Annotated in this window: 25 protein-coding genes; 10 read left to right on the forward strand and 15 right to left on the reverse strand. The window is 38.7% G+C overall.

Features of this window, described 5'->3' with window-relative positions:
* The 8 genes from F565_RS23110 to F565_RS0114895 form a co-directional block, all read right to left on the reverse strand.
* A partial coding sequence (locus F565_RS23110) for a transposase (RefSeq protein ID WP_020213684.1) occupies positions 1-190 on the reverse strand: 190 nt, incomplete at its 3' end.
* 123 nt (positions 191-313) lie between these two features.
* Positions 314-766, reverse strand: a complete 453-nt coding sequence (locus tag F565_RS0114865; RefSeq protein ID WP_020214031.1) for a protease complex subunit PrcB family protein — start codon at positions 764-766, stop codon at positions 314-316.
* The gene (gene bshA, locus F565_RS0114870; RefSeq protein ID WP_020214032.1) at positions 763-1896 is read right to left on the reverse strand and encodes an N-acetyl-alpha-D-glucosaminyl L-malate synthase BshA; all 1134 of its coding nucleotides are present in this window, start codon (positions 1894-1896) and stop codon (positions 763-765) included. Before bshA ends, F565_RS0114865 begins: the two co-directional genes overlap by 4 nt.
* Positions 1897-1988: 92 nt before the next feature.
* Positions 1989-2447, reverse strand: a complete 459-nt coding sequence (locus tag F565_RS0114875; RefSeq protein WP_020214033.1) for a DUF1801 domain-containing protein — start codon at positions 2445-2447, stop codon at positions 1989-1991.
* A gap of 17 nt (positions 2448-2464) precedes the next feature.
* Complete coding sequence (locus F565_RS0114880; RefSeq protein WP_020214034.1) at positions 2465-2983, reverse strand: DinB family protein; 519 nt, start codon at positions 2981-2983, stop codon at positions 2465-2467.
* Positions 2984-2986: 3 nt separating this feature from the next.
* Positions 2987-5563 (reverse strand): phosphoenolpyruvate carboxylase, encoded by a 2577-nt coding sequence (locus F565_RS0114885; RefSeq protein WP_020214035.1) that lies wholly within the window; start codon positions 5561-5563, stop codon positions 2987-2989.
* 78 nt (positions 5564-5641) lie between these two features.
* Entirely contained in the window at positions 5642-6121 is a 480-nt protein-coding gene (locus tag F565_RS0114890; RefSeq protein WP_026300077.1) for an Lrp/AsnC family transcriptional regulator, read from the reverse strand.
* Positions 6122-6183: 62 nt separating this feature from the next.
* Positions 6184-7356: a M14 family metallopeptidase gene (locus F565_RS0114895; protein ID WP_020214037.1), complete on the reverse strand. Its 1173-nt coding sequence runs from the start codon at positions 7354-7356 to the stop codon at positions 6184-6186.
* Positions 7357-7624: 268 nt separating this feature from the next.
* Between F565_RS0114895 and F565_RS0114900 the strand changes: the two genes are divergently transcribed.
* On the forward strand, positions 7625-8101 hold the full coding sequence (locus tag F565_RS0114900) for a helix-turn-helix domain-containing protein (RefSeq protein ID WP_026300078.1): 477 nt from the start codon (positions 7625-7627) through the stop codon (positions 8099-8101).
* 217 nt (positions 8102-8318) lie between these two features.
* Here F565_RS0114900 and F565_RS0114905 read toward each other — a convergent pair whose 3' ends face one another.
* A complete protein-coding gene (locus tag F565_RS0114905; protein WP_020214039.1) occupies positions 8319-8927 on the reverse strand; it encodes an NUDIX hydrolase in 609 nt (202 codons plus the stop codon).
* Between the two features lie 7 nt (positions 8928-8934).
* On the opposite strand from F565_RS0114905, the gene pyrE reads away from it, so the two are divergent.
* The 4 genes from pyrE (at position 8935) to F565_RS21725 (ending at position 11460) form a co-directional block, all read left to right on the forward strand.
* Positions 8935-9582, forward strand: coding sequence for an orotate phosphoribosyltransferase (pyrE, locus tag F565_RS0114910; protein ID WP_020214040.1), 648 nt, complete (start codon positions 8935-8937; stop codon positions 9580-9582).
* A gap of 126 nt (positions 9583-9708) precedes the next feature.
* Positions 9709-10185, forward strand: coding sequence for a hypothetical protein (locus F565_RS0114915; protein ID WP_020214041.1), 477 nt, complete (start codon positions 9709-9711; stop codon positions 10183-10185).
* A 27-nt stretch (positions 10186-10212) separates the two neighbouring features.
* Entirely contained in the window at positions 10213-10605 is a 393-nt protein-coding gene (locus tag F565_RS0114920) for an orotate phosphoribosyltransferase (protein WP_020214042.1), read from the forward strand.
* Positions 10606-10746: 141 nt separating this feature from the next.
* Positions 10747-11460, forward strand: a complete 714-nt coding sequence (locus F565_RS21725) for a DUF4241 domain-containing protein (protein ID WP_020214043.1) — start codon at positions 10747-10749, stop codon at positions 11458-11460.
* An 88-nt stretch (positions 11461-11548) separates the two neighbouring features.
* On the opposite strand, the gene F565_RS0114930 is transcribed toward F565_RS21725, so the two are convergent.
* Positions 11549-11989 (reverse strand): nuclear transport factor 2 family protein, encoded by a 441-nt coding sequence (locus F565_RS0114930; RefSeq protein WP_026300079.1) that lies wholly within the window; start codon positions 11987-11989, stop codon positions 11549-11551.
* A gap of 127 nt (positions 11990-12116) precedes the next feature.
* Between F565_RS0114930 and panB the strand changes: the two genes are divergently transcribed.
* From panB to ypfJ, 4 genes are all read left to right on the forward strand, one after another.
* Positions 12117-12935: a 3-methyl-2-oxobutanoate hydroxymethyltransferase gene (panB, locus tag F565_RS0114935; protein ID WP_020214045.1), complete on the forward strand. Its 819-nt coding sequence runs from the start codon at positions 12117-12119 to the stop codon at positions 12933-12935.
* A gap of 130 nt (positions 12936-13065) precedes the next feature.
* Complete coding sequence (locus tag F565_RS0114940; RefSeq protein WP_020214046.1) at positions 13066-13755, forward strand: RluA family pseudouridine synthase; 690 nt, start codon at positions 13066-13068, stop codon at positions 13753-13755.
* A gap of 175 nt (positions 13756-13930) precedes the next feature.
* Positions 13931-15277, forward strand: coding sequence for a hypothetical protein (locus F565_RS0114945; RefSeq protein WP_020214047.1), 1347 nt, complete (start codon positions 13931-13933; stop codon positions 15275-15277).
* Between the two features lie 137 nt (positions 15278-15414).
* Positions 15415-16269: a KPN_02809 family neutral zinc metallopeptidase gene (gene ypfJ / locus F565_RS0114950; protein WP_020214048.1), complete on the forward strand. Its 855-nt coding sequence runs from the start codon at positions 15415-15417 to the stop codon at positions 16267-16269.
* Positions 16270-16350: 81 nt separating this feature from the next.
* Here the strand turns inward: ypfJ and F565_RS0114955 are convergent, their stop codons facing one another.
* Entirely contained in the window at positions 16351-16581 is a 231-nt protein-coding gene (locus F565_RS0114955) for a hypothetical protein (protein WP_020214049.1), read from the reverse strand.
* 149 nt (positions 16582-16730) lie between these two features.
* On the opposite strand from F565_RS0114955, the gene F565_RS0114960 reads away from it, so the two are divergent.
* On the forward strand, positions 16731-17393 hold the full coding sequence (locus F565_RS0114960; RefSeq protein ID WP_020214050.1) for a spermidine synthase: 663 nt from the start codon (positions 16731-16733) through the stop codon (positions 17391-17393).
* A gap of 22 nt (positions 17394-17415) precedes the next feature.
* Here F565_RS0114960 and F565_RS0114965 read toward each other — a convergent pair whose 3' ends face one another.
* The 4 genes from F565_RS0114965 to F565_RS0114975 form a co-directional block, all read right to left on the reverse strand.
* Positions 17416-18534, reverse strand: coding sequence for an FAD-dependent oxidoreductase (locus F565_RS0114965; protein WP_020214051.1), 1119 nt, complete (start codon positions 18532-18534; stop codon positions 17416-17418).
* A gap of 81 nt (positions 18535-18615) precedes the next feature.
* On the reverse strand, positions 18616-18900 hold the full coding sequence (locus F565_RS23115; protein ID WP_035642883.1) for an FAD-dependent oxidoreductase: 285 nt from the start codon (positions 18898-18900) through the stop codon (positions 18616-18618).
* Between the two features lies 1 nt (position 18901).
* Positions 18902-19714: an FAD-dependent monooxygenase gene (locus F565_RS21735; RefSeq protein ID WP_197062253.1), complete on the reverse strand. Its 813-nt coding sequence runs from the start codon at positions 19712-19714 to the stop codon at positions 18902-18904.
* Positions 19715-19791: 77 nt separating this feature from the next.
* Entirely contained in the window at positions 19792-20670 is an 879-nt protein-coding gene (locus tag F565_RS0114975) for a helix-turn-helix domain-containing protein (RefSeq protein ID WP_026300081.1), read from the reverse strand.

The raw sequence follows: 20670 nt of genomic DNA on the forward strand, positions 1-20670 counted from the left end.
TCACCTTCAAAAGCATTTTGGGATGGTACCCAGGATTTCCTTCTTTACTATAGGCTTCAAGTAACGGCTGGATATTTATTTTCTCTACAACGGAGTTAATAACCCGGACCGGATGATGCGCAGGTATTAATTCATCAAACGAATGAGGGAAAAGAGTCGACTGGTTCTGGTTGTAGGGCTTAAATTTCATCGCTTAAAATATTGATAATCAATACTTGAATATAATAAAAAATAAACTTTCTGCCAAAAAAATGCATAAAAAAACCGCCTCAGTTTTGAGACGGCTTCTTTGTATTTATAATAATTGATACATTTAATTTTCTGAAGCTATGTAAGGGCTTTGCTCAAACGCTACTTTTTTAGATTTTGAAATTTTGGCTATACAGTAGGGTGTTGTTAGCATCATTGCAGCCATATCCTGGGGCTCACTCTCAATAATTTGCACAGTTGCAGTATCGCTTTCGCCATCTAATATAATTTTGCCAATACTTATACTGTAGCCACCTGTATTTTTCTGGCCCATAAATAAAGCCACCACATTACTCGTTGTAAAATCTATAGTAGGTACATCGCTAATATTTAGTTCGGCATAAAGCGCATTAAGTTTATCCTGAGAGTCTATAAACACATTTGCCTTTTTTTCCCTTCCACCGTTAGTTTCCTGCTTTAAAATATCAAATGTACCTGTGCCACCTATAGTTGGCGAGGCTGTTTTACAAGCCACAAAAAATGCTAATAGTAAACTAAGTGTAATTAATTTTTTCATACAAATTGTTGTTTTAATGCCCGGCGGTAAATTTGCTCATATAACGGAATTACTTTTTGGATATCAAATTCCTGAGCCACCTTAAGTGCATTTTGTTTAAATTCTGCAAGCTTTACTTCGTCTGATAATATTGATATAGCCTTTGCCGCCATATCATCTGTGTCTCCCACATTACCCATATACCCCGAATATCCATCACGGTTTACTTCGGGCAACCCACCGGCATTAGTAGATATTACCGGTACTCCTACCGCCATAGCCTCCAACGCTGCAAGGCCAAAACTTTCGGTTTCTGATGGTAAAAGGAACAAATCAGAAAAACAAAGTATCTCATTAATTTCATGGCTGTTGCCAAAAAATACCACTTTATCTGACAGGCCTAAATCTTCAACCTGTTTTTCGGCAGCGGCTTTTTCGGGGCCATCCCCTACCATCATTAAACGGGCAGGTATTTTTTTCTGTATCCCGTTAAATATCTTAATTACGTCAGGTATGCGTTTTACCTCCCTAAAGTTACTTATATGTGTAATTATCTTTTGGTTATCGGGTGCCATCATAGAACGCTTGCATGGATTTCCGGCAAGTTTATCCTGGCTTACCTCAATAAAGTTAGGTATCACAAAAATTTCACGTTTAATATCAAACAACCTGTACGTTGCATCTTTAAGATCCTGAGAAACAGAAGTTACCACATCGCTGTGGTTAATACTAAAACTAACTGCAGGTTTATAGAACGGATGGTTGCCCACAAGGGTAATATCTGTACCGTGAAGCGTGGTTACCATTGGTATTTTAATACCCTGCTCTTTCAGCATTTTTTTGGCCATGTAGCCCGCATAAGCGTGGGGTATGGCATAATGAACGTGCAGCAGCTCTATACCATGCAGCTTTACCATATCTACCAGCTTGCTGCTTAGTGCCAGTTCGTAAGGCTGGTAATGAAACAGCGGATACTCCGGTACGTGTACTTCGTGGTAATGTATATTGGGGTTTAGCGTAGCCAAACGTACAGGCTGCCTGTACGTTATAAAATGTATTTCATGTCCGCGGCGTGCCAGTTCAAGTCCTAATTCGGTGGCAACAACGCCGCTACCACCAAAGGTGGGGTAACATACTATTGCGATTTTCATAATCAATCTTTAATAAGGTAACGAAATTAATTAAAAAAAACGGTCGGGACCGTTTTTAAGTTGAAATTAACGTACTACTTGCCTTGCTAAAATTACTTAGTTTTTAAATTAGACTCATATATATCTATCCACTCCTGTAACGTCATTTTGCTTACTAACTGCCCAATAAGCTCATACGGAATTGTATTTATATTTTTAAAACGTACACAGCCCTTGCCCATATCAAGCTTGGTCTTTACATAGTTAGGGTATTGAGCCACAAACCAGTCATGAATGCTTTTATCTGCATAAATTGACATGGTGTACAATGCGATAAAATTCTTCTGGCTGGCTATACTTAAAAATGGCAGTGGCAATTCCGGCGTGCAATGGTAACCTGCCGGATACGTTTCGTGCGGTACCACCCACCCTAACATACCGTAAGTAATACGCTCGCTAAAACCCGGCGGCAGGTTTTCCACAATAACTTCACGTAGTTTTGTCATTGCAGTTTTTCTGTCATCGGGCAATTCATCTAAATATTGCTGTGGCGATGTAGCGGCTGATTGCATAATTAAAGCTAATAAAATTACAGATAGCGTTCTTTAAACACTTTTATATGATGATTTTGATGGCCTATAATTATAAACCCTAAAGCCCTTACCGAAGCACTATTGCCAGATGCTATCCCGGTTTTAAGCAAATCATCTTTACTGAAGGATTTAAACAGCATAATCGTACTTTGGCGTACCAAAGCAAGTTCGGTAAGCATTTCCTGCAACTTTCTTTCAGAGCCATTTGCTACAAGCCCATATTGTGTTTCATCAAATCCCGGTAACTCTGTTTTATCATTTCGTGCAAAGCGTAATGCCCTGTACGAAAATATCCTTTCGGTATCTATAAGGTGCTGTATGATATCTTTTATGGTCCATTTACCCTCCGCATAACGATAGTCATATTTATCCATAGGGATATCCTGCACAAAGCGGATAAAGTTATGCACGCTAACCTCAAGCTCTTCTGTAAGAGAACATTCATCACTTACTAATTGCAGGTAGGTACTGTAATATGCCGCATATTCATTGGGCTGTAAATCGGTAACTTTCATATTTTAAGCAGAATTCCGCGCAGCATTAATGTTGCCAAAAAGCGAACGGGTTACTATTTTTTCATACACTTCAAGCAGGGCATCGTTTTTTTTTCCATTTTTAATCTGCCTTATACTGTTAAGCGCATATTGCTGAATGGTAAGTAATGGCACAACTATATGCTCACGTATTTTTATAGAGGCACGGCCATCAGGATAATTTTCCATCAGTTCTTTGTAGCCTGATATTTTTAAAAGCAGGCGTTCTGTCTCTAAAAATTCGTTGTAAATAATCTCCCAGAACTCGCCAAATTCAGGATCATCTTTCATATAAGCAGTTAAAGGAAAGAATGACTTAGTAAGCGACATCATACTGTTTTCCAATAGTGTCCTAAAGAATAACGAATCATGATACAGATCACTCACCTTATCCCACTCCCCTTTTTTCTCATAAGCGGCAAGTGCTGTACCAAGGCCAAAAAATCCGGGAACATTTTGTTTTAACTGGCTCCATGATCCTACAAAAGGTATGGCACGGAGATCATTAAAATCAAGTTTACTATCGGTATTTCGTTTAGATGGGCGGCTGCCTATATTAGTTTTTGCATAATAGTTAAGCGTGCTCATTTTATCCAGGTAGGGTAAAAATTTATCGTGCCCTTTAAAAGCCATATATTTTTCGTAGCTTATTTTACCCAGGTCTTCCAGTAAGGCATGCTGCCCATTAGTAAACGGTTTGTCGTTTTTATTAAACACACCATTAGTAACGCCGGCACTTAAAAGGTTTTCAAGGTTAAAACGGCAGGAATCGAGTGTGCCAAAATTAGAGCTTATGGTTTGCCCTTGTATTGTAACCTGTATTTCCCTGTTTTCTATTTTAGGCCCCAATGATGCATAAAACTTATGTGTTTTACCACCCCCCCTTGCCGGAGGTCCACCACGGCCATCAAAGAACACCACTTTTACATCGTGCTCACGTGCCATTGTAGTAAGGTTCTCCTTAGCCTTATAAATACCCCAGTTAGCCATAAGGTAGCCACCATCTTTAGTGCCGTCGCTAAAGCCAAGCATAATCGTCTGGCGGTTGCCGCGCGACTTTAAGTGTGCTGCATAACGCTCATTTTCATACAGCAATTTCATAACATGCCCTGCATCTTCAAGATCATCCACAGTTTCAAAAAGCGGTACAATATCTACAGGAGGGTTTTTCCAGCCAAGCAGGCTAAACATGGTAAGCAGCTCCAGCACATTGCGGGCACTCTCGTTATTGCTTATTATATAACGGTTACAGCCACGCTCCCCATTATTGTCCTGTATGGTTTTTATGGCAAGTATAGACTCTAATGTTTTACGTGTATCTTCCTCGTCAAACTGGTCCGGAGTAATAGAAGCTTTAAGATTGCCCAATACTTCCAGTTTTGCCTTCTCCTCTAAATCAGCATAGCCGGCAACACTTTTATTATCTGCCTCAATGTGCTTAAGCACATCGGCAAAAACGGTATTGTGTATCTTACTGTTCTGCCTTATATCCAGCGATGCAAAGTAAAACCCAAAAAGGTTTACTTTATTTATAGTACAATCTATAACATCAAGATACAACGACTGGTGCTTGGCTATTATAATTTCCCTCACTTCAGCAAGGGTCTGTTTTAACTCATCAAGGGTAATAAATAACTCTCCTTTAGAATAAAATACAGATCGGTACAGCTTATTTTCGAGGTCGGCAATTTTATCATGCACACCGTCAAATGTAAGTTTACGCTTTAGCGCTTTAACATCCTGGTAGTAACATTTTAATATCGTAGTACGCAGCTTGTCGGCAACGCTAAGGGTAATCTCTGTAGTAACAAACGGGTTACCGTCGCGGTCGCCTCCCGGCCAGAAACCAAAAGAAATTACCGGGCTTGCAGGCAATTCTCCATTGTAAACAGTATCCTGCAGGTACGATGTTATATCGCCTGCTGCTTTATAAAACACATTTTCTAAATACCATAACAGGCTTATAGCCTCATCATAAGGCGTTGGCTTTTCCTTTTTAATAAAAGGCGTTTTGCCAAGCTGCGCAAGTAAAGTTTTTACATCGCCCAGGCTGTTGTCTTTTATAGCCTGTGTTAAATCGGTAATTATTCCCAGTACAGAACCCGGATAGAACTGAGTGGGGTGAGCGGTAAGCACGGGCCGAATACTAAAATCTTCAAGAAAATCGCGAAGCTCCTGCATTTGCCCGTGGCTTTCGGCCTTTTCGCGGCTTTCACGCAGCGAGCCACTACCCTCCAGGTTATTCAGGTTGCTAAATGCAGCATCTTCTATAGCATCAAACAGCACTATCTGGCGCTCTACATACTGTATAAAGCGAAACATGAGGTCAATCTTTTCCTTCTCGGTAGCATCGGTAAGGTATTTATCGGCAAATTCATTAAAAATCCCTTCCGGGCTTTTGCCGTTTTTAAAACCCTCGTCGCAAATTTCAGAAAACAGCGGCAATAACACCCCCGTATTATCTATAGCCCTAAAGGGCAGTGTTATAAATATACTGTTGAAAAGCTGGTATTTAAGCTGAACATCTTCATTAAAACGTTCTATTCTGGTAGCAGGATACATGTATTATATTTTTTGTTGAATTTAATAAAAAACCCCCATGTGTAAAACATGAGGGTCTTAATATTTTGATAAAAAATCTTACAAGTCTTTAAAGATAGTATGCATCAGCCTTTTCTTATCGTTAATGCTTTCTTCAAGAGATATCATCGTTTCTGTCCTGTAAACACCTTCAATATCATCAATCATAAAAATAACTTCTTTAGCATGCTTTGTATCTTTTGCCCTTATTTTACAAAAGATGTTAAACTTACCTGTAGTTACGTGTGCAACGGTTACAAAAGGTATTTCGTTTATCCTTTCTAATACAAACTTGGTTTGAGATGTATTATGAAGAAAAACGCCCACGTAAGCTATAAAAGAATATCCAAGTTTTTCATAATCAAGAGTAAGCGAAGAACCCATTATGATACCTGCATCTTCCATTTTTTTAACCCTAACATGGACAGTACCCGCAGAGATCAAAAGTTTTTTTGCAATATCAGTAAACGGCACCCTTGTGTTGTCAATCAGCATGTCTAATATTTGGTGATCAACTTCATCTAAACGAAATTTGCTCATAAATGTGTGTTTTTAAGGTTTATGTATCTGGTCGATGTCTTGTACAATGTTAAATTTTACATTTATAAGAAATACGCTGCTTCAACCTCCTGTCCGTTAACAAATTTTCTGCTATTATCGAGAAGAAAATCTGCTTTTTCATCTAATTTAGGGAATTTAGAGCCATCTAATCCAGTAAATTCTGCGCCGTTACAGTCGATTTCTGCGTGCCCAAACTTACCTTCCAGATTACCTATTTCGCTAATAATAGCTTGAAATATTACAGAATTATCAATTAACTCTTCCTTATATTGTGATGCAAAATTCGTGAATTTTTCTTTATTTTCATAATTAATTTTAACTTTTTTGTATATGATATCATAAAATATAATCTTATTTTGAGGAATATTAAAATAATCATCGTTTTTTGCATTACCTACAACGTTTTCGTAAATTGATTTAAATCCTGAAAATAATGCAAAAAATATAAATTTTCTCGTTTTCTCCCTTTCGTAATCCTTTTCGTAGTGTCCGGCCTCAAAAAGTATGGTAGGAACGTTAAGCGACTGAAACATATCGCCAATGCAATTTATATTAAAAGAATCGTCAAACCTGCCCACCTGCCCCGGTATATAAGCCTGCAGTGTGTTATTCATTGCTACAATAATATCTATGGCCTTTTGGCGTACATTATTTATTTCGCGCGCCTCATTATATGATGGCGCCAGAAAAGATACCGTAGCCGGCTTAGGTGTATCCCCTACACCAAATATGGTGCGCTGGTCGTGCATGTTATAACAATAGTCCGGTTTAAAATCTTCAAAGGCTTTTCTTAATATCCTGCTTTCGGGCTGAGTAAGGCTTACCGAGTCCCTGTTAAGGTCTACAGTGTTTGCATTAGCGCGCGTATAAAGTACAGCGCCATCAGGGTTAACTATTGGTAAAATGTAAAAAGTAAAATAGCTTAAAAGCTCCTTTGCAAAAGCATCTTCACTTTGCAGGTAGTTTAAAAAATCAAATACTGCTTTTGTAGTTGTAGATTCGTTACCGTGCATTTGCGACCATATAAATATCCGCACGTTTCCTGTACCTGCTTCTATAGCATATATTGAACGATTCTGAGCAGAAGTACCAAGTGTACCAACTTTAAAATTTAATTTTAATTTAGTGAGCAATGGCTCTATATGAGCATTAGTAATATAACGGCCGCCCAGTTGCGCAGCTTTGTGTGTATTGTAAATTATCTCTAAATTCATGTGTGTTTATTGAATTACAAAAGTAAACATTGTGCTTTTTACATTTGTAAACAGAAATAAACATCGATTATATTACAAATGTAAACTATTGTTTAGCTTACCAATTAAAATATTTAAATAGCGTTATTAATTTGTATGTAATATATACACAATCAGAATATTAAATAAACCTATGTGTATTATTAATTTAATACTTTTACGGTCTTAGAATACATGTTTGTTTACATCAAATTTATTGTTTACATTTGTAATAACAAATAAGTTTACAATGCTAAACATAGATGACTTTATAAAACGGCTCGAAATTCTGTTAGATTATTATTCTATTTCCGCCTCTGTATTTGCCGATAAACTTGGCGTGCAACGCTCCGGCCTTTCACACTTAATGTCTGGCCGTAATAAACCGAGCCTTGATTTTGTAATGAAAATTACAGAGAGTTTTCCGGATGTAGACCTCTACTGGTTGCTGAACGGCACAGGAGATTTTCCTAAAAAAGAAGGTGCCGCGCAAATAATATCGCAACCTGTTGTACAGCCTGACCCTGCTCCTGCCCAACCTATAGCAGAGCCTGTAGAGGTTATACAGGATCTTTTTTCGGTAGCTACCGAAGTGCCGCAGCAAGCCACTGAAAATAAAAAGCAGAATGAAATGATTGAGAAAATTATAATTGCACCAGGAGATATAGAGCGTATTGTTGTGTTTTATAAAAACGGCATTTTTAAAAACTATAACCCCGAAAATTAAAAAACCCCGATTGCTTTATAAAAAGCAGCCGGGGCCATTAACCAATAAAACAAACACAAATTATCTTTAAAACCCTTCTAAAAGTATATCGTTATAGTGATATTGTTTTACCGGTTAGATATCTTTGCTTATATAAAATTACAACCCTTAATTGTTAATTATTAAGAACGTAACGTTAAACTGTTCTTAATGTTGAATTTTATAGTTTGCTCTACTATTATTTTTCCTGCATGATTTTGTGCTCTTCAAAGAGCAACTTAATATTCTCGTAAGAATTTTTAAGTGCCTCCTTAATCTGTTCCGGGTTTAGCCACGCTACTTTAGTAATGCCCTCGTTTTCCTGGCCTTCAAGCACACCACTAAAATTGGTCTTCATTTCATACCAATGCGTAACTTTAAGCTTAAACTGCCCGTGTCTTTTAAACACATGGTAGGTTTTTTGCAGCTTATCTATAATTCTAAGTCCGCTCACGCCGGTTTCTTCCTCTACCTCGCGCATGGCAGTATCTTCCATCTCCTCGCCCTTTTCAACACCCCCTTTAGGCAGGTCCCACTTACCATTCCTGAATATAAAAAGCACATTACCGTCCTTATTATACACAAGCCCGCCACCGGCCTTTGCCACAGGAATTTTTTCCTTTAACATCTTAAGGGCAAGTTTTTCATCAGGATGGTATAAAAAAGCTTTATCAATCTTATTATTAAACATCTTAATAATAAGTTGCTCAAAATCAACCGTCTCCAACAAAAACATTTGGAAATCGGTTTCTTTTTCAACAGTATTTGTCAAAAAAAGAGGCTTATCGTTTATAAAAACTTTATACATTTGCAATATGATTTTTAATACAGACACCGCTAAAAAAACAGCCGAATTGCTTTTACAAATAAACGCAATTAAATTAAATCCTAAAAATCCTTTTACGTGGGCTTCCGGATGGAAATCGCCTATTTATTGCGATAACAGGATAACTCTCTCATTTCCACCTATAAGAAATTATATAAGGGAAGAATTTTCTAAATATATAGAAAAAGAATTTGGTAAACCAGATGTTATTGCCGGTGTGGCCACAGGTGCCATAGGCATAGGTATACTGGTAGCCGAATATATGGGACTACCCTTTGTATACGTACGTCCTGAGCCTAAAAAGCATGGCCGCCAAAACCAGATTGAGGGCTTTTTACAAAAAGGGCAAAATGTGGTTGTTGTTGAAGACCTTATAAGTACCGGTAACAGCAGCCTTATGGCTGTTGAAGCATTACGCGAGGCCGGCGCTAATGTAAAAGGCATGGTTGCCATATTTACGTATGGGTTTGACGTATCTGTAGAAAATTTTAAAAAAGCTAATGTAAACCTGCATACACTGGGCAACTACAATACTTTGCTGGAACTTGCTGTTGCAAAACAATATATTACCGAAGCTGAACAGGAAACACTAAAAGAATGGAGCAAAAGCCCATCTACGTGGTTACAGGAAGAGTAAACCGTAAACGATAATTTATTTATTTTTCGAATAAAAATTGTTGATAAAATTATTTGAGAATAATTCGTAATATTAAAATTTAACAGTATTATTGCCGCACGATATCAACAATTAAATATTACACCAATGAAAAAAATTATTTTATTCCTTGCATTAGCATTAAGTACAGCATCATTTGCACAAATTAAAAAAGTAGATAAAGCTGAATTGGCTGCATCATCAGGTGAAGTGATTGGTAAAATAGAACCATTTGCCCAGGGAGTGGAAATGGAGTGTGTTAAAAATGGAAATACTTACACCTTTACTTATAAGGACTATCAGTACAAAACCATAGACCAGAGAGCTTCTTTTTCATTTGAAGATATAGATAATGCATTCGAAGATTTTTACAAAACGGCCATCGACGCTTTTGAGACTAAGCCTAAAGAATCTATAATGATAGAAACCAAAGATCAGTATATATTTATATCATACAGTAAAACAATGGGAATAGGATCGGTAAGTTTTAAATCTACTTCGTCTAAAGCAAGTGGCGCACCTATGAGCTTTACAAAAGAATTCAACAAAAAGCAAATTGAAAAACTTTTTGGCAAAAAGAAATAATTAAATTAGCCATATAAATCTTTAAAAATGAATTTAGACAGCCCTAAGGTTACCGTTAAAAAACCTGCACAATATATATTTGATGCGCTTAGCGATGTTAAGAACTTTGAAAAGTTGATGCCGGATAATATTGCCAAGTTTGAAGTAACCGGAGAAGAGTCGTTTATTTTTGCTTTAAAGGGTATGCCTGAGATAAAGCTTAAAATGAAAGAAAAGCAGGCACCCAACAAACTTATACTTGGTGCTGCCAGCGATAAGCTCCCTTTTACCCTTACCGGTAACATTAATGAGGTTAGTGCCGACTTAAGTGAGGTACAACTGCATTTTGATGGTGAGTTTAACGCCATGATGGCCATGATGATTAAAGGGCCAATAACAAAGTTTATAGAAACGCTTGCTAACAACATGCACAAGCTTTAAGATAATACAAAGATAACAGGGCCTTTCAGTTTTTACTGAAAGGCTTTTTTATTTTTACAAATTGCGGTTAAAGATTTTATAAAACAATATTGTGGCTAAAAGCTTTTCTGTAAATTTAACAAACCTTAAAAATAAACAATCATGAGCGATCTTAATGATTTTGAACTACCGTATGACCTTGCCGACCAAATGGCGGAACAGGAGCTGGTAGAAATACATATAGGAGATGTAAACCTGCCTACAGGGCAGATCATTGCATCCGACCCGTTTTTTGCAGCAGAACAAAGACCCTTTGCACGTACAGTAGAGCCTGATAAATATCCTGTTCACATTTATATGGCAGAGATAGACAAGCTGCACAACAGGATTGCTTATGCTAAAATAAAATTCAGGCCGGAGGCTCCCACAAAATGGGTACTGGCACTTACTGATGATATGACCCAGGAAGAACTTGATGACCTGGGCGAAGATGAATTTTACGGTTTCCCTGTAGAGTCTGGTCTTGCATCATTTCTTGATGCTGAAACCAATGAGCAATTTGCAAAGAAGATTGAAAAACTGCAGGAGGCAAATCCTGATGGTAATTTTTATGATGATGTGCTTGCCGCAGAATTTTTAGAATACTCAGGAAAAAATAATTTTTCGCGCGAACTGGGCGACTGGAACGACCATAAGGTTAACGAAGATTCAGATAATAATGTACTTATGTTTGCCGCTGGTTGGGGAGACGGCTACTACCCTGCTTACTGGGGCCTTAACGATGATGGCGATGCCGTAGAGCTGGTAATAGATTTCCTTCTTGACGAATTTGAAGATACGGAAGGTGACGACGAAGATGAGGATACTGAAGAATAAAATATTTTTTTGAAAAGTATAAAAAAACCGCATTAACAACAGCAAGCATACTCTATGCATCCGGCTACTGGTTAATGCGGTTTTTGCTTTATTTACCGGCCGCCCTGCGGGTATCTATTATATAAATAATTTTCCAGTTGCCACGATCGTTAAATAACTGGAAAGAGTTAACACCTTTATGGCTTAGTTTTCCGTTGGCATAAAATTCATACGGCGCCCATACATGTGCCAGGGTACCATCTACCTGTACTTTGTAACTCAGTATCTTCTCCTCTATTTTCAGGTTTTGCGGTATGCGCGCTACCTGTTTGTAATATTCGCCGGCTGTTTCAAAATCGAGTTTGCCCTCCCCCATGTGTTCTGTAACAGATTCCAATATCAGGTTTTTATAACTCACCGATTGCATTTTTACGGTATCGCGTGTTTGTAAACCGTCAAAAAACGTTTGTATCGTTTTTTTAATTTCGCCCTCCTGGGCAAAAATGCCTTGTGCACAAAGCATTATCGAAATAATAAATAGCTTTTTCATGTCTTTTTTATTTAATGTGCCACAGGTTTGGTTAATGCCGGGTATTATAAACATGGTAATTAAACCAAAACCTGCAACCTAATCTTAATGCAATTTACTACATTTACCGCCTAAAATTTCAAAGAATATGTCAGTCGCTAAAAAAGATTATAAAAGAGTAACTACAAAATCGTTAATTGAGATGAAAGCCCACGGCGAAAAAATCTCTATGCTAACAGCTTACGATTTTACAATGGCAAAAATTGTAGATACTGCCGGTGTAGATGTAATACTGGTAGGCGATTCTGCCTCTAATGTAATGGCGGGGCATGAAACCACGTTGCCTATAACGCTCGACCAGATGATATACCATGCATCATCTGTAGTGCGTGCTACTAATCGTGCCCTTGTTGTGGTAGACCTTCCCTTTGGGAGCTACCAGTCAGATCCTAAAGAGGCGCTGCGTTCTTCTATAAGGATAATGAAAGAAAGTGGTGCCCACGCCTTAAAACTGGAAGGCGGCAGCGAAATTAAAGATTCTATAAAAAAAATACTTAACGCCGGTATACCTGTAATGGGACACCTGGGGTTAACACCACAAAGCATTTATAAATTTGGCTCATATACCGTTCGTGCCAAAGAAGAAGAAGAAGCTGATAAACTTATTGAAGATGCTAAAATGCTGGAACGTGTAGGTTGTTTTGGCGTAGTATTAGAAAAAATACCGGCTAAACTGGCACAAAAAGTAGCCGAAAGCATTTCTATACCCGTAATAGGCATAGGTGCCGGTGGCGGAGTTGATGGCCAGGTACTTGTAATACACGATATGCTTGGCATGAATAACGAGTTTAGCCCTCGTTTCCTGCGCCGTTATATGAACCTTTATGAAGGTATGACAACTGCTATAGGCAAATATGTAGAAGATGTAAAGTCTAAAGATTTCCCTAACGAGAAGGAGCAATATTAAATTTAGATTTTAGATTTTAGATTAAGCTTCACTCTTGCTTAAAAACCCTGAAAGGGTATAACAAAATAGCGTGGGGCATCGCCCTCCGTTAATAAAAACAGGTATTAGTTACCCAGCAAAACAATCCCCTTTGAAAATAGTATCCGACAAAAATAATTTACAGGTAATATACCAGGACAACCACATTATAGTGGTTAATAAGCGTGTAGGCGATATTGTACAGGGCGACAAAACCGGCGATAAACCCCTTAGCGATGTAGTTAAGGAGTATATTAAAGATAAGTATGATAAGCCCGGAGAGGTCTTTTTGGGAGTGATACACAGGCTGGACAGGCCCACTACCGGTATTGTTGTTTTTGCCCGTACAAGCAAGGCGCTTACCCGTTTAAATGAACTTTTTAAAAACCGCGAAACTAAAAAAACCTATTGGGCTGTGGTAAAAAAACGTCCTGAACAGGAAACGGGTACGCTGGTTCATTACTTAAAGCGCGACGAAAAGCGCAATACCTCTAAAGCGCATAGCAAAGAAGTGCCCGAAAGCAAACAGGCAAGCCTTGATTACAAAATAATTAAGCAGCTTGATAATTACACAGTACTGGAAGTAGACCTGCATACGGGCCGCCACCACCAGATACGTGCCCAGTTGGCAGCCATAGGATCGCCCATTAAAGGTGACCTTAAATATGGTGCCGACCGCAGTAACCCCGATGGTGGTATTAACCTGCATGCGCGTAAACTTGATTTTACACATCCCGTTACAAAAATACCGCTTAGCCTTACCGCGCCGGTTCCCGATGAGTCGGTATGGAAGAGTGTGTAAAAGGCAGCAGGGTTAAAAATACCCACTAATAGGTATTTTAAGAGTGTTTTTTATTGTGGTACTTAGCATTGTTTTAAATTATTTAAGTAGATAATTGACAAATTATCAATATTACAAAGCTTTGGTAATTAAAATAATAGTAAATTAGTATACCAACAATAACCAAACACCCATTATGAAAAAACCTTTACTATACCTGCTGGTTTTATTTAGTACGGGAGTATTTGCACAGGAGCATTTTTCCGGCATTAATACTTCCCGTCGCACCGGCCTGCTAAATGCAAACCTTAACCCTGCCGAACTCGTTAACCTTAAAAATACGTATGAAGTTAACGTGTTTAATTTTAGCGCTAACGTTTCTAACAACAAAGTAACCTTTGGCGACCTTGTGGGTGGCGAAGAAGATTTTGAAGAACTGCTCTTTCGCGGTAATGAACCTGTAAACCTGCGTGCCGATATTGATATTTTAGGGCCTGCCTTTGGCTTTAAAATAGAAAAGTGGGCCTTTGCCATAACATCTGCTGCAAAAGTTAAGGCAAATCTTACAGATGTAGATGTAAACCTGGGCAGCTCTGTTACCTCATCTGTAGGTAATGCTATATTAGGCACCGGCACAATCAGTACAAACTACAACCAAAGGGTTGCTGCCACAACATGGGGCGAAATAGGCCTTTCTGCTGCACGCGAAATTTACAGCGATGACACCAACAAATTTTCTGCTGGTGTAACCTTTAATTTTCTTTTCCCGGGATCTTATGCGAATATGAGCGTAGACAGGCTTAGAGGCCGTATTACCGAAGTGACCGGCAATGCGACACTTAGCGATGCGCAGGCCAATATTAATTTTGCATACTCCGGCTCCCTTGCCAATGATTTTACTGACAGTGGTAACTTTACCGACTTTTTTGCCGGCGGGCTTAGCGGTTTTGCAACTGATATTGGTTTTAATTATCAATGGCTCGACACCCAAAAAGATGATTCCTATAAGCTAAACGCGGGCGTTTCGCTTAAAAACCTGGGCAGCATGACCTTTAAGGATGACAATAACGTATCTAACAATTACAACCTTAACATACCTGCCGGATCCGGGCTTAACCTTAACCAGTTTAATGGTGTGAGCAACATACAGGAAATTGAGGATGTGCTTATACAAAGCGGGTACCTCTCACAAACATCATCTGCAAAAGATTTTAAAGTAAAACTGCCCGCTATGTTTGCCGCCTATGCCGATTATAATGTATATGGTAACTGGTACGTAACGGGCTACATACAGCAAAAACTTAAAGACGACGAAACCAACAACCAGATAGCTATTCAGAATTTAGGCACCATAACGCCACGCTATTCACTTAATTCTTTCGAGGCTTATGTACCTCTGTCCGTAAGCGAAATTGCAGGATTTACAGCCGGTATAGGCTTTAGGTTTGGTGGTTTCTTTATCGGGTCGGGTTCCATATTATCTGCCGCCGTAAGCGATACCGACCAGGCCGACGCTTATATGGGGTTCAGGTTCGGGTTTTAATAAAAAAATATGCATATAATGGCAGCCACATTAAATTGTGGCTGCTTTTTTATTGGCTAAAGTGCTAAATTGATGGTAAAATAGCATGGCAGCAACTTAATAATCCATAAATTCATACTACCAAAAAACAAACAATTATGAAATGGGGAGGCAGAAGACAAAGTGATAACCTGGAAGACCGCCGTGGCGTTTCCGGAGGGCAGGTAGCAGCAGGTGGTGGTATTATAGGTGTTATAATACTGGTCATTAATATGTTTATGGGTGGCGACTCTACCGTGCTAAACGACATTAATAACCAGCTGCAACAAGGCAATCAAGGTGGCGAACCTGTAGAACTTACAGCGCGCGATAAAGAAATGGGCGAAATGGTAAACGCCATACTCGTTGACACGGAAGATGTTTGGGCAAAAATATTCTCTGAAAATGGAAAAACTTACGAAGACCCCAAGCTTGTATTGTTTCGCGATGGTGTGCAAACCGGCTGCGGTAATGCATCGTCATCGTCAGGGCCATTTTACTGCCCTGAGGACAGAAAAGTGTATATGGATCTTGCCTTTTTTGACGAACTGCAAACACGCTTTGGTGCTAAAGGTGGCGATTTTGCCATTGCCTATGTTATAGCCCATGAGATTGGACACCATGTGCAAACCTTATTAGGAACATCGGCTAAAGTGAGGCAGCTTCAGGAACAGGGCAACGAAACCGAAGCCAACAGGCTGTCTGTAGGTTTAGAGTTACAGGCTGATTTTTATGCCGGTGTATGGGCGCATTATGATGAAAAGATGAACAGCATTCTTGAAGAGGGCGATATTGAAGAAGCGCTTAGTGCCGCCAATGCCGTAGGCGATGATGCTATACAAAAACGCATGCAGGGCAGCGTTGTACCCGACTCCTTTACCCACGGTACATCGGCACAGCGTATGTACTGGTTTAAAAAAGGCTTTGAGAGCGGCGATATAAAACAGGGCGATACTTTTGCCGAGGTAAGGTAGCGACCAATAACATAAATATAAAAGGGGCTATGAGAGATGTTACGATCTGCATAGCCCCTTTAATTTTATAGCAAAAATTTGCTAATTATTCTTTTTGGCATTCATAATCTGCCACTGGTCATTAAGGTATTTTACCTTGTGTACCTCTTTCATTATCAGTTCGTGTTCCTCGGCATAAAAGTCGGAATTTTTATCCTCCTCTGCATCAAGGTCTGCTGCCCTTTCCAGCAGGTTATCCATTACGGGCTGTAATTTGTCTTTAACTATTTGTGGCATAGCAGTAAACAGTTGCTCTAATTCTTGTTTAAACATGGCTTGTATTTTTAATTCTTTTTATAAAGCATTAGTGTAATAAAGGTACAAAAAATAAAGTAAATCTAAATCATCCAAATCGGCTCTGCATACTATACTAACCTGAATAATTGCGTTATATTTACCCCGGAAAAAACGTAGACCTAACCATGCTTAAAAAATTCCTGAGTTATTTTATACCGGTAAACATTGTAAAAAAACAATCGGATATCAGCCATAATCTTGAGGTTACTTATAATAACGGCCAACTGGTACTCGACTCTAAAAACACAAACTATTCTTACGGCAGCCTGCAGCGCATACTGCGCAAGGGGTTAAAATATATTGGTTTTGAGCGTATAAAAGGCTTTAACAGCATATTAGTTTTGGGTGTGGCAGGTGGCAGTGTTATAAAAACGCTGGTAGACGAAATAGGCTATAAAGGCAATATTACCGGAGTAGAAATAGACCCTAAAGTAATAGATATTGCCAATACTTACTTTAAACTTAGCGAAATTAAAAACCTCGAAATAGTAATTTGCGATGCCTTCGAGTTTGTATTAAAATCTAAAAATAAATACGACCTCATTATTATAGATATCTTTAAAGATGCTGTAATGCCTAATTTTTTATTTGAAGATTTTTTTATAAACCATGTAAATGCAATGCTCAATGTTAATGGCTTTATACTTTTTAATACAATGACCTTAACACAGGAACATAAAGACAGGAATATATTGTACAGGGCGCATTTTAACGACGATTATTCGGTACGGATGTACCCAAAAGTTGAAGACCATAATGAGCTTTATACTATTAAGAAGCTGAAGTGATTTTTAAACTTATAATATTGTTTTAGCCTTCAAACCTCTTTCGAAAAGAAAAATCAGGTTGGTGCATGGCTATTTCGTTAGTGCTTGTTTCGAGTTGCGCCTCTCTTGCATACACAAACATTTTTTGTTCGTAATCAGCAATTGCAGCTTCAATAGTTTCAAATTTTCCATTGGTAAGATTGTCCGATAAAATCAACGCATCCATAAGCCCCGTATTCACTCCCCTGCCTGCAAAAGGTGGCATCACGTGGGCAGCATCGCCAATAAGCGTTATGGGCATGGGGCGGTCATCTTGCCATAGGTATTCCAACGGAAGTTGTCTTGCAGGCAATCCCACAAAAAAAGCTGTCACGCTAAATAACTGCCTGTAACATTCGTGCCAGTGCAAAAACATATCTGAAAGAAACGCAGCAATACTTTCTTTATCCTGAAAATCTAACCTGTTACTACTAAGCCATTCTTCTGGTTTTCTAAAAGTTACATTGTAGGTCAGTGCGCCGTTATTATCCGGGTTGGCAACAAAGTTAACACCGTTGCCCGTGGTCATGAGTATGTTATTGTTACAAAGCTTATAAAGTTCAGGACAATTTATTTGCGGCGTGGGTACTTCCCCCTGTATAATAAAAGTCCCTGTATATTCGGCAACACCATCGGTAACATACTTTCTTGCCGCTGACATTCCTCCATTGGCACAAATAACAACATCTGCAACTGCATCGGGCTGATTATCAAAATGTAAAAGCCATTTATCATTAACTTTAGTAAGCGATGTAAATTTGCTGTCCCAAACAACTGTATTACCCAATAAGCTGTTTAGCAACAACTGCCTTAAATCGTTCCTGTTTATTTCGGGGGTTTCGTGTTGGGGCGGTACAGAGAACAATATGTTGCCCTTATCGGTTATGGTTCTTCCCATGGGTTTTGCCATTGCAAAATAATCGTTGAGCAATCCAGCTTTCTTTAATGCCACCTGTCCGGAATCTTCATGCAGGTCGAGCGTACCGCCCCAAATCCTTGCTCCTGAGTGTTTATCCCTTTCATACACGGTAATATCTATTCCCTGCTGCTGTAGTAACCTTGCCATTGTAAGCCCAACTGGACCCGCCCCTATTATGGCTACTTTTTTATCTTTAAGTATCATGATGTTGTATTATTAATTACAACACAAAATTCGGGAACACTCTTATCTTAGGATTGTACAAATACGACAAAATCATTAATGCTAAAAACCTTTCGAATTTCTAATCCTTATTGCTTCTTCAGTTCGTAGAATGAAATTTTCACGAACATTCAATTCGGCCATAGCCTGAACTTCGTCAATGAACGGCCGTAAATTTTTGTTATAATCCCGGAATGCCAATTCAAAATCGCCATTGTGTGTTTGTAAAGCATCGGCTAATGCTGCAGCCCCCTCCATAGATAATGATGCACCCATTCCCGCAGCAGGCGAAGCGCAATAACCGGCATCGCCTACCAAAGCAACCCTGCCTTTTGTCCACGATGGCATTTTAATAAAAATTATTAGCCTGCTGTATCTCACTTAGCAACTCTTTTGTCCTCCAACCCTCTCCGGCAAACTGGTCTAAAATAATTTTTCGCTGTTGCTCCTCATTACGATAATTATAGGGGATTTCTTTTTCTGAAAGGAAGCAAAAAACAATGTCGGTCTTATTTTTGTAAGCATTAAGTGTAATTGCTTTGCCCGGCACGTTAAACATTTGCATTGTTTTTTGTTTTATAAGCAGCTTGTTTACTATAGTAACAGAAAAATAAGCTTCCAGAAAATGTGTGTATTCTGCTTCATGTCCAAACCATATTTTCCGCACACCCGAATGCATACCGTCGCAGCCAAATACCAAATCATAGTCCTGTTGCACGCCGTTCTTAAAAGTGACTGTTATACTATCTTCGGTTTCGTGTAATGCAGTTATACTGTCATTGAAAATAAATTCCACTTCATTTTTAAGAGTATCAAATAAAATACGGACAAACTTATCCCTTTCAATTTCTATTTCATCATCAGCAAGTTCTACACCTTCGCCACTCACTACCATTACATTTTCTGTAACATCATCGGCATTTTTAAATTCTATCGTTTCAACATTCAGCCTTTCTGAACACAGTTGCTCAAAAATGCCCATACGCTTTGCGATTTCTACTGTTGTACCTTTAATATCAACAGCTGTACCGTTAGTTCGGGGTGCGTTTGCAATTTCAACAACGGTAACTTTATAGCCCAGTTTGTTCATCCAGTAAGCTGTTGACAGCCCCGCCATACTTGCTCCAGAAATAAGTACTTTTTTATCTTTAAATAATTCCATTTTGTACGATTTTATGTTACTGCAAATGAACACAGTATAAAAAAGAAAAAAAATGGCGATACGCAGTAAGTATTGTACTAATCGTGGTTTTTATTTCTAAAAGTTACAGCGGTCATTCCTGTTACTTTAGTAAATAATCGCGAAAAATAAGGATAGTCATCATAGCCTAAAACTACAGCGATTTCTTTTACTGATGTATCAGAATGATATAGCAGGCGTTTAGCTTCTAAAATTATACGTTGATGTATATGATAGGAGACAGGATGTCCGGTGGTGTTTTTAACACATTCGTTAAGGTAGGCAGTAGTTATATTTATTTTCCCGGCATAATCGGCAGGACGTTTAATGGTGGTGTAGTTACGCTCCAGCAGTTGCCGGAAAGTTTTAGCCACACTTTCAAACCGCGAGAGTGCATCGGCAGGTTTAGATTGTTCTAAATATTGCGCAATAACTAATGCAATCAAAGTATTGCAGCTGTCTTTTAATAATGAGTGATGCAGCTTGTTGTTTTTTAGTCCGAATAATTTTACGGTAAGCGATGTTGCGTCAGTAATTAAAGAAAAGGTTTCAGGGCTTAGTTTTAAAGGTGCAGCCGGTGTAATATCCTCCAGTAAATTTAGGTATTCAGGGTTCAGGTTTTCGTTGTCAATAGCCCAGCTGCTTACAATTACATCGTTAAAAGCAGTGGTGCGATGTACCTGGTCCGGATGCAGGTAAATTACCGATGGGGATACAATGGTATATTTCTGGAAATCAATTTCAATATCTACAGTTCCGCTTTCCAGTAAAAAAAAGGAATGGCGGTCGTGGCGGTGCGATTCTTTAGCCTCGTCGCTTTCCAAAATCGCTTTATCGTGGGCTGGCAAATCATTAAAGGATAGCTTTTCGATAACAATACCTTCACTACTATCGTGAGCCATACTATTTACCGGAATGGATTTTTGTTTTTTAGGCAT

It is taken from the genome of Flavobacterium rivuli WB 3.3-2 = DSM 21788 (assembly GCF_000378485.1).
GTDB classification, from domain to species: Bacteria; Bacteroidota; Bacteroidia; order Flavobacteriales; family Flavobacteriaceae; genus Flavobacterium; species Flavobacterium rivuli.

Coding starts and splice junctions, on each gene's coding strand:
- F565_RS0114865 (WP_020214031.1), bottom strand. CDS start 766: ATGAAAAAATTAATTACACTTAGTTTACTATTAGCATTTTTTGTGGCT.
- bshA (WP_020214032.1), bottom strand. CDS start 1,896: ATGAAAATCGCAATAGTATGTTACCCCACCTTTGGTGGTAGCGGCGTT.
- F565_RS0114875 (WP_020214033.1), bottom strand. CDS start 2,447: ATGCAATCAGCCGCTACATCGCCACAGCAATATTTAGATGAATTGCCC.
- F565_RS0114880 (WP_020214034.1), bottom strand. CDS start 2,983: ATGAAAGTTACCGATTTACAGCCCAATGAATATGCGGCATATTACAGT.
- F565_RS0114885 (WP_020214035.1), bottom strand. CDS start 5,563: ATGTATCCTGCTACCAGAATAGAACGTTTTAATGAAGATGTTCAGCTT.
- F565_RS0114890 (WP_026300077.1), bottom strand. CDS start 6,121: ATGAGCAAATTTCGTTTAGATGAAGTTGATCACCAAATATTAGACATG.
- F565_RS0114895 (WP_020214037.1), bottom strand. CDS start 7,356: ATGAATTTAGAGATAATTTACAATACACACAAAGCTGCGCAACTGGGC.
- F565_RS0114900 (WP_026300078.1), top strand. CDS start 7,625: ATGCTAAACATAGATGACTTTATAAAACGGCTCGAAATTCTGTTAGAT.
- F565_RS0114905 (WP_020214039.1), bottom strand. CDS start 8,927: ATGTATAAAGTTTTTATAAACGATAAGCCTCTTTTTTTGACAAATACT.
- pyrE (WP_020214040.1), top strand. CDS start 8,935: ATGATTTTTAATACAGACACCGCTAAAAAAACAGCCGAATTGCTTTTA.
- F565_RS0114915 (WP_020214041.1), top strand. CDS start 9,709: ATGAAAAAAATTATTTTATTCCTTGCATTAGCATTAAGTACAGCATCA.
- F565_RS0114920 (WP_020214042.1), top strand. CDS start 10,213: ATGAATTTAGACAGCCCTAAGGTTACCGTTAAAAAACCTGCACAATAT.
- F565_RS21725 (WP_020214043.1), top strand. CDS start 10,747: ATGAGCGATCTTAATGATTTTGAACTACCGTATGACCTTGCCGACCAA.
- F565_RS0114930 (WP_026300079.1), bottom strand. CDS start 11,989: ATGAAAAAGCTATTTATTATTTCGATAATGCTTTGTGCACAAGGCATT.
- panB (WP_020214045.1), top strand. CDS start 12,117: ATGTCAGTCGCTAAAAAAGATTATAAAAGAGTAACTACAAAATCGTTA.
- F565_RS0114945 (WP_020214047.1), top strand. CDS start 13,931: ATGAAAAAACCTTTACTATACCTGCTGGTTTTATTTAGTACGGGAGTA.
- ypfJ (WP_020214048.1), top strand. CDS start 15,415: ATGAAATGGGGAGGCAGAAGACAAAGTGATAACCTGGAAGACCGCCGT.
- F565_RS0114955 (WP_020214049.1), bottom strand. CDS start 16,581: ATGTTTAAACAAGAATTAGAGCAACTGTTTACTGCTATGCCACAAATA.
- F565_RS0114960 (WP_020214050.1), top strand. CDS start 16,731: ATGCTTAAAAAATTCCTGAGTTATTTTATACCGGTAAACATTGTAAAA.
- F565_RS0114965 (WP_020214051.1), bottom strand. CDS start 18,534: ATGATACTTAAAGATAAAAAAGTAGCCATAATAGGGGCGGGTCCAGTT.
- F565_RS23115 (WP_035642883.1), bottom strand. CDS start 18,900: ATGCCATCGTGGACAAAAGGCAGGGTTGCTTTGGTAGGCGATGCCGGT.
- F565_RS21735 (WP_197062253.1), bottom strand. CDS start 19,714: ATGGAATTATTTAAAGATAAAAAAGTACTTATTTCTGGAGCAAGTATG.
- F565_RS0114975 (WP_026300081.1), bottom strand. CDS start 20,670: ATGCCTAAAAAACAAAAATCCATTCCGGTAAATAGTATGGCTCACGAT.